We start from the raw sequence: 16,452 nt of genomic DNA on the forward strand, positions 1-16,452 counted from the left end.
AGAAGCGAAAAGCCATGCAAGAACACAAAAATAAGCCACTCAATGATTTTATTGAATACCCTCACGACGAAATGCTCAAGCGTGCAGAAGAATTTTTAGCCGTGAGTCAGCGACGACACAGTATTCGCAGTTTTAGTGACCGCCCAGTCCCAAAAGAAATAATTGCAACCTGTATTAAAGCCGCAGGTACTGCACCGAGTGGCGCAAACCATCAACCTTGGCACTTTGTTGCGATACACAGTCATGACGTTAAAAAACAAATTCGTGATGCGGCAGAAAAACTGGAACGCTCCTTTTACGAAGGCCGTGCTGGCGAAGAATGGCTGAACGCTCTAAAGCCACTTGGCACCGATGCCAGTAAACCCTACCTTGAGCATGCCCCTTGGCTTATTGCTGTATTCAGTCAAAAGAAAGGCGGTATTACATCCGATGATAAAAACACCAACTATTATGTGCATGAATCTGTCGGCCTTGCCACAGGCTTTTTGATTCAAGCCCTGCACAGAGCAGGACTTGCCACACTAACGCATACGCCAAAACCAATGAGCTTTTTAACCGAGGTTTGTGGTCGAGATAAAGATAACGAACGCCCTTATATGCTCCTTATCGCAGGCTACCCGAGTGCTGATGCAACCCTGCCTGAGCATGCCTTAGTGAAAAAGCCACTGGACGAGATAGCAACCTTTATTTAAGCTCAAAATCGACAGCCAGCACATCACCAGGGGTTAAGCCTGCAACGATGTGCTGCTTATTACCCACCATTTCGCCTAAGCGTACGTAGCGACGCACAATATGACCGCCTTCTTTCACATACACCATACTTAATTGACCATATTGATGCACCCAGCTTGGGTCAATCAATACGCCTTTGGCAGTGACCAATGGTAAACGTAATTGCGCATACAATCCCGGCATTAACCCTATTTGAGCCTGCGTTTCTAAGCGGATTTCCATACTGCGGGCTGCGCTATCAGCTACGGGAACAATTTCGGTTACCGTTGCGCTCATAGATGTCGATAATGCTGGAAGCGTTACTGTTAATGTTTGCCCAACAGCCAACTTAATAGCTTGCTGTTCTCTGACATTAAACGCCAATTGCAATTGTTGTGGGTTATAAAGCGCAAGTAACGGTTTGCCCGGAGTGGCGGTATCACCCGGTTCAGCAAATCGCTCTACGACCACGCCTGAAATAGGCGCTTTAATTTTTGTAAAACTCAATGCCACTTGCGCTTGAGTTTGCTGCTGCTTAGCAATGGCTAGATTTGCGCTTAAATTATCAAACCTTGCTTTCGCATCATCATAATCACTGACTGACACTAAACCTTGTTTGAAAAGGTCATTAACTCGCTTGAGCTGCTTTTCAGCTTGGGTAAGCGAGGCATTAATAGCATTAATTTGTGCGTCACTTTGAGCAAGCTGTGCTTTAAAATCGTCTTGTTGCAAGGTAATTAATACATCACCTTGGCGCACAGTGTCACCAGCACGCGCATTTAAACGTTCAACTTGCGCCATAACGCGCGATGATATTTGGGTATTTTGCTTAGCAATAACGGTCCCTGGCACAATTTCATCACGTGCAATATCAGCCAATGTCACAGTAAGTAACTGACCTGTGTACTCACTCGCCGCGGGATTTTTTATGCCTGGGGCTTGTTTATCAGAAAAGCTGCCAGCCATGTAAAGTACCGCAACAATAATGACCATTAACGCGATAATTGAACCAATAAGTTTCGATTTACCCTGCATGAGCGTGTTCCTCTTTGGCTGCATCCTTTGCAAACACTAAATAATAAACCAATGGCACAACAAACAATGAGAACAGTGTTGATGCCACAATACCAAAAATAATCGCAATCGCTAGGCCACTGAACACAGGGTCTAAAGTGATTACCAAGTTACCTAATAAAGTGGTGCCTGCGGTCAGTAAAACAGGTCGCATACGCACAGTACCCGCTGCAATAAGTGCTTCTTTAATAGCCATACCTTGCCCGCGCGCTTGATTAATAAACTCAACTAAAATAAGTGAGTTACGCACAACTATCCCCGCAAGCGCAATCATGCCTATCATGGCCGTTGCAGTGAACAGCACAGGCTCAGGGGCGCCAGCAATACTGCGCTCACCAAATTGATTCAATAACCAAAAACCCGGCATGATACCAATGACTGTCAAGGGAATAGCCGACATAATAATCAGTGACAAACTGGCAGAGTGTGTTTGAATACGCAGAATGATAAAAATGGCCGTTAATGCAAACGCAAACGCAATCCCCATGTCACGGAATACATCAATGGTTATGCGCCATTCACCTTCACCACTGAAAGTGACCTCTGTCCCCGCAGGTAATTGCCATGACGCGGTGCCACCATTACTAAAAAAATGCCTGCTTTGCCAATCACTTTGCTTGAACGCATTACTGCTAACAGCTAAATCTGCATTAACATCGGCAATTACCTCAGCGGGTGTCCGGCCATTGAGTTCAGCCATGACGTAAACCACATTTCGCTGATCTTTACGCATAATCGGTTTTGCAACATCGTGATATTTAAATGCCCCTAACTCAGATAATGCCACCAGCGGACGTGGCGCACTTTGCAGCCCAAACTCATCGCTGGTTTTTGCAAGCTCTCTGTCGCCACGAACTTGCAGTGCGAGTAACTGAGCAAATTGGTTACGATCTTGATATGGTAGCTGCAATTTAATAGCGACAGGGTTAGTTTCTCCACTAACATAGAGCACACCGACATTTTCACCGTGCGAGGCAATCGCTAAAGCGTGTGCGATATCTTGGGTTGAAACAGCCGATAACGACGCTTTGGTTTTATCTGTTATGAAGCGTTGTAATGGCGCATTAGCAGCCATACTGGTATCAACTTCGACTACATGCGGTTCTTGTTTAAGTCTATTTGCAACAGCAGCTGCAGCCTGATGGTGCGTGTGTGTATCAACAAATGGATCACTGTATACTTCGGCCACCAAGGTGCTTAGGACAGGAGGCCCTGGCGGTACTTCAACCACTTTTAGCACAATACCCTCGGTTGCCAGAGGGGCTAATGCAGCACGTAAGCGCATAACCACACCATGAGATTGATGGTCGCGCTCGGTTTTATCAACTAGTAATACTCTAAGCTCAGCAAGGTTTGCGGCTTCTCTTCGGTAATACCCACGGACCATACCATTAAAGTCCATACTTGATGGCTGACCGACATACGCTGCGGCTTCGCTCACTTCATTTAATTGCCAAGTGACCGATTGTACTTTTCGAGTAAAAGCCGCTGTTTGCTCAAGGCTAGTGCCTTCTGGCATATCGACTAAGACTTGGAGTTCGTTTTTATTATCAAACGGTAGCAACTTTAATGGGACAGCGCGCATTACTGGCAGCATGGCACTGGCGATAAACAACCCTAAGGTGGTCCATAGTACTAGTTTTGCACGGCCTTTAGATTCAAGTAATGGCGACAAAATACGCTCATATAAACTATGAGGGTTGGCCTCTAATTGCATGTTGTCATCAACGGGGGCTTTGAGTAATTTCATGGCCAGCCATGGCGTCACAAAAAACGCCACCATAGTTGAAACCATTACACTAACAGGCACATTGAATGCCATAGGTGCCATGTAAGGGCCCATCATGCCAGTAATAAACGCAAGCGGAAAGAATGCCACCATAATGGTTAGAGTCGACATAAATAGAGCCACTCTAATTTCACTCATGGCATCAACAATATTTTGTTTTTTATCACCTTTTTTAGTTATAAAACGACTGATATTGTCGATTCCTGTAATAGGATCATCAACAAGTAAGCCCAGAGATAAAATCAGTGCAAACAGGGTTACTCGGTTAATGGTATACCCAAATGCGAAGTCGAGCGTTAAAGTAATACCGTAGCAAATAGGCACCGCAAGACCGACCACAATAGCGGGTCGCCAGCCTAAAAACACGCCAACAAAAATAACCACTGTAAATACTGCAAACACCAAACTAGAAGTGAGGTTATTCACTTTTTCATTGGCAGTTCGGCCATAGTCACGCAGTACCGTGTAGCCAACTTCATCAGGCAATAATGTCACCGATAGCTGGTTCATCACATCATGCACTTGATTCGCAACAGCCACCGCATTTGTGCCTGCTTGCTTGGCAACACTAATCGTCACTAATGGCAGTTGCTGCTCAGTATCTGATTGAGCAAGCCATTGATAACTTTGGGCTTCGCTGGGGCCATCGGCGACAGTCGCCACATCATTCAAATATACACTTTTACCATTTACTACGTTAACAACGAGGTGTTCAATTGCCGACTGAGTACGTAATACATCCCCCACTTGCAAAGCAATGTGCTGTTTACCATCTACAACACTGCCAACATTAACCAGCTGGTTAGACACCTTGAGGGCATAATATACGTCGTTTAAAGTGGTTTGGTGTGCCGCTAATGCGCTGGCATCAAGGTCGATAGTGAGCTGCCGAGTTCGACCTACTATCACTTTGACTTCGCTGGTATTTTCAATGCGCTGTAAGCTTGTGGCAATTTCATTCGCAAAACGCGTTAACTGGTAGTCATCATAGAGTTTTGGGTCTTTGCTGAACAACCCAAGCATCACAATTGGCACATCATTCACCTCAACGGGGCGAATTTGCCACGATGTAATCACTGACGCCATAGTGTGCTGGTAACTGTAAAGCTTGGCATACGTATCGAGTATCGCTTTTTCGCGATCATGGCCCACTTCAAAGCGCAATGTAACCACGGCATTATTACTGTGTGTCGTCGAGTAGATGTGTTCAACACCGGTTAATTGCGCTAATAGCTTTTCTAATGGTTCTGTCACTAACCGAGTGACTTCTGGGGCTTCAACATTCGGGGCAGCAACATAAATATCGAGCATGGGCACCACTATTTGTGGTTCCTCTTCGCGTGGTGTTTGCTTTAGCGCCATGAGACCAAGCAGTATCGCCATTATAAAAATAATGACTGGAATTCGCCCACTTAAGCTATTTTTTACGGCATTATCGATAGCATTCATCCCTTAACTACCTTTACAAAATAAACCATGAAGTGTTTCTAAAATAGCCATCACACTTTTATCAACGACGCGATAGTAAATTGTTTGGCTTTCACGACGAGTCGCCACAATTTCAGCTTTTCTGAGTGCAGCTAAATGCTGAGACAAAGCAGACTGTGCCAGAGGAACCGCTTCATTAAGCTCACTGACACTCAGTTCTCCCTCTTGCAATGAGCATAGAATCATCAAGCGATTTTTATTCGCTAAGATCTTTAATATTTGCTCTGCTTGTTCAACATTGTCGGCCATTGCCGCAAAATCGATGTTCATAATCACACCACTCTATATTCTTAAATACCCGTAAAGTATAGATAGATATATTAGAAAAGTCTAATATTAGAATTTACTAATGTAGATTTTTCTAATATATTAATTACATCACCCTTTGTTATTGAGATTTAATTATGAAACTAAATGACGCGCTCCGCCTTATTGCTGGTGTAATGATCTGTATTTCATTGTTGCTCCAACAGTTTCACAATCCTATGTGGATTTGGTTTACGGTATTTATTGCTCTAAACTTAATTCAATCGGCATTCACTAAGTGGTGTCCTATGATCACCCTATTACGCAAACTTGGCATGGAGGATTAGTATGCTAACCCCAATTCCTGACCTAATGAAAATTGTTGCCCCTAATCAGCGCCGCATTAGTGCAGAGCAAGCAAAACAAGAATTAAGCGAAAATCATGGTTTATTGATTGATGTACGTGAGCCCGCCGAGCATGCCACAAAAGCCGCAACAGGTGCGATTAATATCCCGCGCGGTGTGCTTGAAATGAAACTAATGGAAATTGAAAAAGACCCTGCTCGGCCAATCTATTTGCACTGTGCAAGTAGCGCCCGGGCCACACTCAGTGCTGAAGCACTAACCCGCGTAGGTTACGAAAATGTCACAGTAATTACGTGTAATGCTGAACAAATCTGCCACGTTTTTTAGCTTCACAGAACAGTAACACTGGTCGGATAAGCTCTTACTTTTCTATTAACAGGTACAGAGCAATGACATTTACACGAAGACATTTTTTAAAAGCATCGGCGGCCGGATTTGGGGTCGCCGTTTTATCTTTAGGCTTAACGGGCTGCACTTTAGACGACGATGAAGATGTCAGCACCCATGTCAGTTTTGACCATGGCGTTGCAAGTGGTGACCCACTGGCCGATAGCCTTATAATTTGGACCCGCGTTACGCCTCTTGATACCGCAACCTCCAGTATTAAAGTCAAGTGGCAAGCATCTACCGATGCTAATTTTGACACGATTAGCCACGATGGCGAGACCGACGTAACAGCGGCAACTGATTTCACCTTAAAAGTTGATCTACAAGGATTAACTGCAAACACCACCTATTATTTCCGCTTTATAAGTAATGGCAAAACATCACCTATTGGGAAAGGTAAAACACTCCCTACGGGCACCATTGAGCAAGTAAAATTTGCAGTTGTGTCATGTGCCAACTACCCCGCAGGCTTTTTCCATGTGTATGGTGAAATAGCTAAGCAAACCGATTTAGATGCGGTACTGCATTTGGGTGATTACATTTACGAATACGGTAATAACGGCTATGCCACAGAGGATGCAGCCTTACTTGGACGCTTACTGCCCAATGATAACAGTGAAGAAATTATTTCGCTTACTGATTACCGCAAACGCTATGCCCATTACCGTACAGATAAAGACTTACAAGCCGCACACGGTAATTGCGCATTTATAACGGTGTGGGACGACCACGAAATTACCAACGACACGTGGAAAAATGGTGCTGAAAACCATAACGAAGGAGAAGGCGATTTTACCGAACGTAAGCTGCACGCCTTACAAGCCTATTTTGAATGGATGCCAATACGCAATGTCGCCGATAAAGAACGAATTTATCGCCGTTTTGAATTTGGTAATTTAGTGTCATTGCACATGCTCGATACGCGTGTTTTAGCCCGTGATGAACAACTAAACTATGCCGACTTTGATTTAACAAGTGCACAAGGACAAAGCGATTTTGCCGCTGCAATCAGTTCACCATCGAGAGCCCTATTAGGAAACGAGCAACTCACTTGGCTTACCGACGGGTTAAGTACGGCAACAACACAATGGCAAGTACTGGGTCAGCAAGTATTAATGACTAAAATGCACTTACCTTTTGAAATACTGCAACTGTTAATGTCAATTCAAATAGCACAAGCCGGAGGCAATGATCCCAGTGAGTTACTTGCAAAAGCCAATGTATTATTCAGCGAACTTGCGCAAATTAAAGGACGCATTTTAGCGGGGGATCCAAGTGTGACAGCACAAGAACGAGCACGGGTAGAAACAACAGCACCTTATAACCTAGATGCATGGGATGGTTATGCTTACGAGAGAGAAGTGATACTTGGCACGGCAATCACTGCAGAGAAAAACCTCGTGGTCCTCGCTGGCGACACTCACAATGCATGGGCAGGCCAACTCGTTACCGATGCGAGTAATCCGTTTGCAGCGTCACTCACTGCCGGCGTTGAGTTTGCAACGTCTTCTGTATCATCACCTGGCCTTGAAAACTATTTGGCACTCAACAGCCAATCAGCCGAAACAGTTGCACAGATGGAACAAGTGATCGCATTACTGGTTAATGACTTGGCCTATAATAACCTAGTTGAACGCGGTTATTTAACAGTCACTTTCACCGAACAGCAAGCGCATGCAGAATGGCAATTTGTAAGCAGTATTAAAACGGCCAGTTACACCATGCTCAATGATCGCAAAAAAGCCTTTACGCTAAAAGCTGGCAGCACAACGTTGCAATCTGTTTAACGCTTTTCATCTAATAGCGTAACTAACATTTGCTCAATGTTTTTTACGCTATAGGTCAGTGAACGCAAAAGCGCTAACTGGCTATCCTCAGATTGTGGCTCAGCCTTAGCGCTTGTTTGGCTTATTTCATCCTTTTGCTTTAGGATGGCTTCACGAAATTCAGCAGCATCAATCACGCCGAGTAAAGACACCAAAGCCCCCTGACCAGATTGCCCAGCCGTTTCGAAGCTGAGTCGGTACAAACCAAACTGGCGCATTAAAGGCCCTTGGCTTAATGCCACATCAGTGATTTTTTCAAGCGGTATTGATTTTTCTTCTTTGAAGAACACACCCCGTTTAACGACCAGTTTTCGCGTTAATAGCTGTGCCGACATAGCAGCTAGAATACGCCCTGCCACCAGCCAAATAATAAGAGCAACAATAGGGATAAAAGGAATACCTATCATACTAATCACACAGGTAAACATACCCAGTAATAACCAATACTGTTTTACTTTAGGATTAAAGCGGGCGCTCAATATACTTGTCTCTGACATCACAGGCTCCTTTAAAGTGTTATCACGACACGCACTGCAAGTGCGATAAAGATCATGCCGAGTAGTTTTTCAAAAAGTGGATTCGCTTTAGTAAAACCAAAGCGCTTTTTTGATATTTCTGTAAGTAAGGCAACCAACAAATACCAGCCAGTATCCAGTACAAATACGGTTAAGCACATGATCAAGCCAACCTGTAACGTGAGATTTTCTGGGTCAATAAACTGTGAGAAGAGCGCTAAAAAGAACACCGCAAGTTTGGGGTTCAAAAACGCAATAGCAAAACCATCTTGTAACGCAGCGCGTTGACTAGGTATGGCTTGTTCAACTTTCACGGCTTGCGAACTGGGTTTTGCCAGTAATATACGTATACCTAAATAAGCAAGGTAGGCGGCACCACCATACACGAGTACATTATAAAGTGTAGGTAACTTGGTCATCAGTGCGCCTAATCCAAGCAAAGAGGCGCTCGCATAAAACCCCACTCCCACACCATGACTCACGGCCGCCAGCATGCCGTTTTTCATACCACCGTGAAGGCTATGCTTTAACACAACCGCTAAACTTGGCCCTGGCGACATAGCACCCATGATACAAATTAACACTAAACTCAACCACTCAGTGAGTGTCATAATTCATTATTCTCTACTAACAATAAAACGGCCGTTATTTGACCATAAAAACCGGTGGCTGTGGTGATTGTTTTAACCTGCCAGCCAGATTGGCCTAACTCGTACACTTTCTGATTTAACGCAGTGATATCAAGTCCACCCAGAAAACGTTTCTTTTTAAATTCAATAATTTTTTGCATATTAGCTTGTTAACTCATACTCAAAATCATAGTAATGAATTCCCGCCTCAATGCGGATTGCCATTTTACCCGTAAGCCCCACCAGTTCACCAGCGCCTGAATCTGGCACGACTTCTAAAATTAACCTGTCCGTGCCTTTATCCATGGTGCCAAAATGTTGTAATACAAAGCTACCTTGTTTGCCATTCAGACTACCAACCACTTGTTCAATAGCAACATATCCTGCACTGCCTTGGGTTGCCGTCATTGCGCTCAGCATCTCTCCTTGGCTAGTTGCCTCCAGAGCGCCTGTAAACGTTTTATCTATCGACATACGGCCAAGATTCACGCCATCTTGACCTGTCGCATACCCTCCAATTGGGTTTAATTTCACGTTAAATTGACCGCTTATCACTGTTGATTCCATACTAATCCCTTATTTTACTGTTGATTTTTAAAGCGATGATAACCATATCTATACCCTATTCACAAATAAGAATCTAGCATGACAATTAACAAAGAAAAGGCCGCGTTCAGTAGCCTGTTACCCGTTTTAGCGTTTATTAAGCCCTACAAATGGGTGGTATTTGCAGCCCTTGGGGCATTATTACTCACCGCAGGCGTTAACTTGTCACTCGGCCAAGGAGTGAAGTTTGTTATTGATCATGGCTTTATTGCAGGCTCTCAAGAACAACTTCAACAAGCAGTGATGGTTCTTATTGGCCTTATCAGCCTATTAGCAATCGGCACATTTTGTCGTTTTTATTTAATGTCGTGGATAGGTGAACGAGTCAGTAATGATATTCGTAACGCGATTTTCGAGCGAATTGTAACGTTACACCCAAGCTACTTTGAAGAAAACCGTAGCGGCGAGCTGATGTCACGACTCACCACCGACACCACATTGCTGCAATCGATTATTGGCTCATCATTTTCTATGGCGCTTCGTAGCAGCTTAATGTTAGTGGGTGGCCTTGCTATGCTGCTAATTACTAATTTAAAACTAACCTTAGTGGTCGTTGCCTGTGTACCTATGGTGTTAGTTCCTATGCTAATTTTTGGTCGTAAAGTGCGTAAACTAGCAAGTTCGAGCCAAGATGCCATTGCCGATATCAGTACTTATGCAGGCGAAATTATTCAAAATATTAAGGTCGTACAAAGTTTTAGTCATGAAGCACGCGAAAAAGCGGCTTTTGCTGAAGAAACGAATAAAGCATTTTTAGTCGCAAAAAGTCGTATTAAACAACGCTCACTTTTAATTGCTGCAGTGATCTTTCTAACCTTTAGTGCCATCAGCGTGATGCTTTGGGTAGGCGGCAGTGATGTGCTCGCGGGTACCATGACGGGCGGCGAGCTAGGTGCCTTTGTATTCTATGCCATTATGGTGGCTATGTCGGTTGCAACAGTTGCCGAAGTGTACGGTGAGTTACAACGCGCAGCAGGTGCGGCGGCGAGACTGTTAGAGCTGCTCGCTGTTGAAAGTATGATTCAAAACCCCGCACACAATAAAGATGATCAGCTCGAATTAAATAAAGCTGACCATCCTGCTATTCGTTTTGACAATGTATCATTTAACTATCCATCTAGACCCGATAAAGCAGCACTTAGTACACTTAATTTAGAAGTAAAACAGGGTCAAACAGTCGCCATTGTTGGTCCCTCTGGTGCAGGCAAAACAACATTATTTGAATTATTGCAACGATTTTACGATCCGAGCGCAGGGAGTATTTCATTAGCTGGCATTAATATTAAAGAATTATCCCTTCACTGTTTACGCCAACAAATGGGTATGGTGGCACAAAACCCCATTTTGTTTAGCTGCGATGTAATGCATAACATTCGCTATGGCAATCCCCATGCGAGTGACGAGCAGGTATACACGGCAGCCAAATATGCACACGCCGATGAATTTATCACGCAGCTACCGCAGGGCTATCACAGCTTTTTAGGTGAACAAGGGGTACGTCTTTCTGGTGGGCAAAAGCAGCGGATTGTGCTTGCTCGCGCTATTTTAAAGGATCCAGCTATTTTATTACTCGATGAAGCAACCAGCGCACTTGATGCACAAAGCGAGTCTCATGTGCAAGCGGCACTCGAGCACTTAATGAAAGACAGAACAACACTTATTATTGCCCACCGCTTAGCCACCGTAAAACATGCAGACGTCATCGTGGTAATGGACAAGGGTGAAATTATAGCGACAGGTACACACCAGCAGCTATTGACTAGTAACCCACTGTATAAGCAGCTTTGCGAATTGCAATTTAATCGGGATTAATATCCAAGGAGGGATGTCAGGTTTGAAAGGGCATATCAAACCTGACCACAAATCTAGACTACATTAAGCCTAACCTTGTGTGTTTGGTACGATTTGAATCTCTACACGGCGGTTTAAAGCACGACCATTGGCTGTATCATTACTCGCTACAGGGCGTGTTTCGCCATAGCCACGTGTGCTAATACGTGCCGACATAATTTGATGATTAACTAAATAATCTTTAACACTTTGCGCACGTTGCTGCGACAGTGTCATGTTATAGCTGTCTTTACCTGTGCTATCAGTGTGACCTTCAACACTTAAGTAGGTTTTTTCGTATTTGTTCATCACTTGTGCAATGGCATCAAGGGTGCTGTGAAAGCCTGATGAGATATAAGATTGATCTGTCGCAAAAGTGATGTTTGATGGCATAACTAAGCGAATATTATCGCCTTCACGTACCACTTCAACACCCGAGCCTGCTAGCTCGTCACGGAATGCTTCTTCTTGCTTATCCATGTAGTCACCGACAGCAGCACCCGCTAACGCACCAATGGCCGCACCAATAAAGATACGCTTATCATCATGATCGCCTGTTGCTTTACCTAATACCGCACCTGTTGCGGCACCGATTGCAGCACCTTTACCTGTGTTAGTTGTTTCACACCCCGTTAATAAAACGGCTAAAACACCCACTGTTAAAATCGACTTGCTGAAACTCATGTGTCTCTCCATGGCATTTAGTAATTTTGATCTATTAACAATTATGAACACTAAATCATGAACATTAGGTTAATAGTTCTCTTTAATAAGTGTAACAGCTGGTAGGTTATACGCTTTAACTAATTCTGTTAAACGTCCATTACGTACAAGAGCGTGTAACTGAGATTGAATTTCCTTTGCTAACGAGGTGTCGGCAAACTGTTTACTAACAGCCATATGGCCGTAAATAATGTCTTTATAGCGATAAGGCATTTTGACGATCTGCTGTGAAGGGAGTTGTAAATAACCCGAGGCATGATCCGCGGTATCTTCAACTGAAATAACGAGTTCGACGCGATCTTTAAGCAGCATTTCAAACGCATTACCTTCACTCAAAGCCTCCACTTTAGTGAGTGAGCTGTCATTATCAAAACGCGAAAAATAAGCGGCTCCTCGCATGACCGCGATGCGCTTTCCTAGCAAGTCTTGGTAACGATTTATAACGATGTCACGGTCTGCTCTTGCATAGAACCCAAAAGAAGAAGACAACATCATGTACGGAGGAGACATAAACTGCATTTTTTGCTCACGCTCGCTGGTACGAATTAACCCGCCCATCACATCCACTTCATTTTGTTCGAGCATTTTTAAACAGCGAGAAAATGGGCAAGCGACAAATTCTAATTTCATCGGTATGGTACGTTGCAGCTCACGCATAATATCGACCACCGCGCCACTCACATGCCCTTTTTCAGACACAACGCCGTAGGGAGGAGAATGATCAACCGCAACAATAACCCTCTGCACAGGTTCTGCATACAAGGAGCTTGATATAAGTACTAATAATAGGCTTACGATACTCAGTCTCATAGGGTTACTCGTTACTACGTTCATACCTTACTATATATCCTAGCGATGTGTATGTCATAAAAACCACAAAAATGTCATAGAAATTTGTCATAATTAGGTGATTAGATTCGATGGCGAAAACAATGTTACTAGTTATATTTAAGCAATTTTTTTTATTAGGCTGCATGAGTTTCGGTGGCCCCGCAGCGCACTTAGGCTATTTTAAACGTCACTTTGTCGATAACTTAAAATGGTTAAATAGCGAGCGCTACGCACAACTAATAAGCTTAAGCCAAGCATTACCAGGTCCGGGTTCAAGCCAAGTAAGCTTTGCGATTGGGGTTGAGAAAGGCGGTCTATTGGGCGGTTTGTGTGCCTTTATTGGGTTTACTCTACCGTCTTTTTTAATTATGTTTTTTTTGGCACTGAGTGCCCACCAATTTGGTAACATTTATTTTGCTGTTATTGCGGGACTTAAATTATTTGCCATCGTTATTGTCGCTGATGCAACTTACAGTATGGCGGTGAGCTTTTGTAAAACACATTTACTTAAACTTATCGCGGTATTAAGCACGTTATCGTTGATTATTTTTTCACAGTTTTCCAGCCAAATTTTTGTGTTAATTATAGCTGCGATTATTGGCTGGCTTTATCCACAACATAAACTCCCTCAGCATGAGAATGTAAGTAAACCCGTTAAAGTATCGTGGTTACCTTTTATCATTTTTGCAGTATTGCTTATCGCGAGCTTTTTACCCTTTGGCGAGTGGTCCTCACTATTTGCTCCATTTTATCAAACAGGGGCGATGGTGTTTGGTGGGGGGCACGTTGTGCTACCTATTTTGCAAGCGAGCATACCAAGCCTTGAAACCGAGCAGTTTTTGTCAGCCTATGCCAGTGCTCAAGCAATTCCTGGCCCTCTGTTTACAATAGCGACCTACTTAGGGGCTGAACTGACACCTCATTCTCCCCTATTGGGAGCACTTATTGCGACGCTATTGATTTTTTTACCGGGCTTTTTATTGATGCTTGCATTTTTAAAAAGCTGGCTACAATTGGCTGATAAACCACGCTTTGCTGGCAGTATTGCCGCTCTCAATGCTGCGGTAGTCGGGTTTTTAGCGGCAGCACTCTACTCGCCGATTTGGCTCAGCACAATCAACAACATATGGCAGATTGTATTAGTGGTTACAGCCTTCACATGGTTAAGGGTCGCTAAGCCCCCTATTTGGTGGTTATTACTTGGCTTTATTGGTATCGCTTTGGCAGTGCAGTCGCTCTAGTCTTTACTTTTAGGCGCCGCGTTAACCACTTTAATACTTGGTTTATCTACGACATGCTGCTCATTAGCCGAAAATTGCCCCGTCACACTCTGATATGGGCGCAATCCAAAAATAGGCAATACTGCAAGCAGGTGATCCATGATCTCTGCTTGTAGATGTTCGTACGATATCCAACGTTTGTCTTCGCTAAAGCAATAAAACTCAATTGGTAAGCCATGATTAAATGGCTGAAGTTCTCGCACCATGAGGGTCAAATCACGGTTAATTCTTTCATGCTGTTTCAAGTATCCTTCAGCATAACGACGAAATAAACCTAAATTCGTAACAGGATCAGGTAACGTTGTCACACGAATGTAGTCGTGCAGAGGTATCGCGCTATTTATTTGCGTATGGAAAGCCTCATCAACTAAACGAATGCTGTTCATATCTATATTTAAAGAGCGTTTAATTCGACGACCACCCGACTCCTGCATACCCCGCCAATTTTTAAATGAACCGGCCACCAACATGTAGGTAGGAATGGTGGTAATCGTGTTATCCCAGTTACGCACTTTTACCGTGTTCAAACCAAGGTCGATAACCTCACCATCAGCGCCATAGCTATCAACTTGAATCCAATCACCATAAGTAACTAAGCGATTAGCAGCAATTTGAATACTGGCAACAAACCCCAAAATAGTGTCCTTAAACACTAACAAGGTCACCGCTGCAATGGCACCAAAACCAGATAAAATATAGGTGGGCGACTTTTCAAGTAATATACTGACGATCAAAATAGCGCAGATCATGAAGGTGATCAGTTTGACAACTTGAATCAAACCTTGTATGGGGACTTCTCGGGCAAACTCCAGCTGGTTATAAATGCCCCCAGCAATACTGACAATGCTGCTGATGATAAAACCGCCATAAATAATCAGAACAATTTGACCAATGGTTTTTAAAACTAACGCTGCCACCTCTGTGACAGGGTAAACATTGTCGAATGTTGCTAAATACAACACGCAACATAAGGTTCCTGCAAAACGTCTATTAAGTTTAGTTAGCATGGGTGCTAATGCACCAATGCGTTCTGGCGAAAGGCGCGTTACAACACTTTGTATTCCAGGAAGCATTAAGCGCCGAGTAAAGACATACACCAGCAATAAAGCAATCACACCAATTGCGGTGGCTGTCAGCGCACTGAAAAGCTCCGCATCTGGCATTGCTTCAAACCAAGGCATAACCAATTGTTGCAGGTGAGTTTGCTTCATGGTGCTTCAACTTCCTTACTGATATTTGCTACCAGACTACCTTGTTTGGCCTGATAATAATTAAATAATTGCGCGTCTTTTTGAAGCCAAATTTCATTGATTCGTTGCTGAAAAGCGGTTCTAAATTCACGGTCATGTTGATAATCACCAATCATCTCAGCACTGATAGCCTGCACATGTATATCTACTTTAATGAGCGTTAATCGGCCACGCATTAAGTTGCGACAAATATGACTGCCCTCACTTTGGTAAATAATAGAAGTATTAAGTAACGCATCAAACTGTTCACCCAGCACTTCCAGCGCAAACGCAATCCCTCCCGCTTTCGGCTTGAGTAAATAACCAAATGGACTGTTCTGTTTTGTATGCTTTTGCGGGGTAAAACGTGTCCCCTCAACAAAATTAATAATGGTGGTTGGGTGATTACGAAAATCACGACAGCTTCGCTTGGTCCGTTCAACATCAAGGCCTTTAAGCTTTGGGTTTTTAGCCAGCTGCGACTTACTGACACGCTTCATAAAAGGCATTCCCATCGCCCACGCACCCGTGCCAATAAAAGGCACGTACTTTAGCTCATCTTTTAGAAAAAACTTTGGCGCCGGTAATACATCAATCGCACTAAGCACCACAATATCTAACCAACTCATATGGTTAGAAATAAGTAAGTACCAGCTATCGCGATTAACATTGCCTTTAATATTAATTTCAATATTCGGGCAACCTAGCCACAGAGCAAAACGATTCCCTTTGCACCATCCCCGATAAGCACCATGCAAAATGTGACTAATGATGTTGAATGGTAAAATAAGTTTCAACACACCAAACAGCAACACAAGGGTTCCCCAAAGAATGACATTGGCAAACAGCACAATACTGACCAACAATCCGGTTAACCAATTAGGTAAAAATTTCTTTAACATATGTGTGCTCTCAGCTGTGC

17 protein-coding genes are annotated in these 16,452 nt (G+C 43.6%); 6 read left to right on the forward strand and 11 right to left on the reverse strand.

All coding sequences use genetic code 11. The features are described 5' to 3' along the window. Positions 1–14: 14 nt before the first annotated feature. Positions 15–692, forward strand: coding sequence for a nitroreductase family protein (locus LPA49_RS08465; RefSeq protein ID WP_074989825.1), 678 nt, complete (start codon positions 15–17; stop codon positions 690–692). Here the strand turns inward: LPA49_RS08465 and LPA49_RS08470 are convergent. The 3 genes from LPA49_RS08470 to LPA49_RS08480 are packed head-to-tail and all read right to left on the reverse strand — an operon-like array spanning position 685 to position 5,332. Next, a complete protein-coding gene (locus LPA49_RS08470; protein WP_074989824.1) occupies positions 685–1,746 on the reverse strand; it encodes an efflux RND transporter periplasmic adaptor subunit in 1,062 nt (353 codons plus the stop codon). The two genes, LPA49_RS08465 and LPA49_RS08470, sit on opposite strands and share 8 nt — an antisense overlap. Further along, positions 1,736–5,023: an efflux RND transporter permease subunit gene (locus LPA49_RS08475; protein WP_230236374.1), complete on the reverse strand. Its 3,288-nt coding sequence runs from the start codon at positions 5,021–5,023 to the stop codon at positions 1,736–1,738. The genes LPA49_RS08470 and LPA49_RS08475 overlap by 11 nt, the downstream gene beginning before the upstream one ends. Positions 5,024–5,026: 3 nt before the next feature. Further along, positions 5,027–5,332, reverse strand: coding sequence for a metalloregulator ArsR/SmtB family transcription factor (locus LPA49_RS08480; RefSeq protein ID WP_036974065.1), 306 nt, complete (start codon positions 5,330–5,332; stop codon positions 5,027–5,029). Positions 5,333–5,466: 134 nt separating this feature from the next. Here LPA49_RS08480 and LPA49_RS08485 point away from each other — a divergent pair, with 134 nt between their 5' ends. The 3 genes from LPA49_RS08485 (at position 5,467) to LPA49_RS08495 (ending at position 7,848) form a co-directional block, all read left to right on the forward strand. Beyond that, on the forward strand, positions 5,467–5,655 hold the full coding sequence (locus LPA49_RS08485; protein ID WP_036974067.1) for a DUF2892 domain-containing protein: 189 nt from the start codon (positions 5,467–5,469) through the stop codon (positions 5,653–5,655). Position 5,656: 1 nt separating this feature from the next. Beyond that, positions 5,657–6,001, forward strand: a complete 345-nt coding sequence (locus LPA49_RS08490; RefSeq protein WP_036974070.1) for a rhodanese-like domain-containing protein — start codon at positions 5,657–5,659, stop codon at positions 5,999–6,001. A 62-nt stretch (positions 6,002–6,063) separates the two neighbouring features. Next, a complete protein-coding gene (locus LPA49_RS08495) occupies positions 6,064–7,848 on the forward strand; it encodes an alkaline phosphatase (RefSeq protein ID WP_036974073.1) in 1,785 nt (594 codons plus the stop codon). Here LPA49_RS08495 and LPA49_RS08500 read toward each other — a convergent pair. Genes LPA49_RS08500 through LPA49_RS08515 form a run of 4 tightly spaced genes read right to left on the reverse strand, consistent with a single transcriptional unit; the run spans position 7,845 to position 9,598 of the window. Next, on the reverse strand, positions 7,845–8,384 hold the full coding sequence (locus tag LPA49_RS08500; protein WP_036974075.1) for a PH domain-containing protein: 540 nt from the start codon (positions 8,382–8,384) through the stop codon (positions 7,845–7,847). The two genes, LPA49_RS08495 and LPA49_RS08500, sit on opposite strands and share 4 nt — an antisense overlap. 11 nt (positions 8,385–8,395) lie before the next feature. Then, positions 8,396–9,013, reverse strand: a complete 618-nt coding sequence (locus LPA49_RS08505) for a LysE family translocator (protein ID WP_036974083.1) — start codon at positions 9,011–9,013, stop codon at positions 8,396–8,398. Further along, on the reverse strand, positions 9,010–9,192 hold the full coding sequence (locus LPA49_RS08510; RefSeq protein ID WP_036974085.1) for a hypothetical protein: 183 nt from the start codon (positions 9,190–9,192) through the stop codon (positions 9,010–9,012). Before LPA49_RS08510 ends, LPA49_RS08505 begins: the two co-directional genes overlap by 4 nt. Position 9,193: 1 nt before the next feature. After that, positions 9,194–9,598, reverse strand: coding sequence for a DUF3224 domain-containing protein (locus LPA49_RS08515; protein ID WP_036974086.1), 405 nt, complete (start codon positions 9,596–9,598; stop codon positions 9,194–9,196). 78 nt (positions 9,599–9,676) lie between these two features. On the opposite strand from LPA49_RS08515, the gene LPA49_RS08520 reads away from it, so the two are divergent. Further along, positions 9,677–11,449, forward strand: a complete 1,773-nt coding sequence (locus LPA49_RS08520; protein WP_230236376.1) for an ABC transporter transmembrane domain-containing protein — start codon at positions 9,677–9,679, stop codon at positions 11,447–11,449. A gap of 69 nt (positions 11,450–11,518) precedes the next feature. Here the strand turns inward: LPA49_RS08520 and LPA49_RS08525 are convergent, their stop codons facing one another. After that, positions 11,519–12,151, reverse strand: coding sequence for an OmpA family protein (locus LPA49_RS08525; RefSeq protein ID WP_036974089.1), 633 nt, complete (start codon positions 12,149–12,151; stop codon positions 11,519–11,521). Between the two features lie 69 nt (positions 12,152–12,220). Continuing rightward, positions 12,221–13,024, reverse strand: coding sequence for an ABC transporter substrate-binding protein (locus tag LPA49_RS08530; RefSeq protein WP_051501976.1), 804 nt, complete (start codon positions 13,022–13,024; stop codon positions 12,221–12,223). 98 nt (positions 13,025–13,122) lie between these two features. On the opposite strand from LPA49_RS08530, the gene chrA reads away from it, so the two are divergent. Further along, complete coding sequence (gene chrA, locus LPA49_RS08535; protein WP_196857551.1) at positions 13,123–14,262, forward strand: chromate efflux transporter; 1,140 nt, start codon at positions 13,123–13,125, stop codon at positions 14,260–14,262. Here chrA and LPA49_RS08540 read toward each other — a convergent pair. Further along, positions 14,259–15,512, reverse strand: a complete 1,254-nt coding sequence (locus LPA49_RS08540) for a mechanosensitive ion channel family protein (protein WP_036974091.1) — start codon at positions 15,510–15,512, stop codon at positions 14,259–14,261. The two genes, chrA and LPA49_RS08540, sit on opposite strands and share 4 nt — an antisense overlap. Then, the gene (locus LPA49_RS08545; RefSeq protein WP_230236378.1) at positions 15,509–16,432 is read right to left on the reverse strand and encodes an acyltransferase; all 924 of its coding nucleotides are present in this window, start codon (positions 16,430–16,432) and stop codon (positions 15,509–15,511) included. Before LPA49_RS08545 ends, LPA49_RS08540 begins: the two co-directional genes overlap by 4 nt. Between the last annotated feature and the right edge of the window lie 20 nt (positions 16,433–16,452).

The organism is Pseudoalteromonas sp. MB41 (assembly GCF_020966275.1).
GTDB classification, from domain to species: Bacteria; Pseudomonadota; Gammaproteobacteria; order Enterobacterales; family Alteromonadaceae; genus Pseudoalteromonas; species Pseudoalteromonas lipolytica.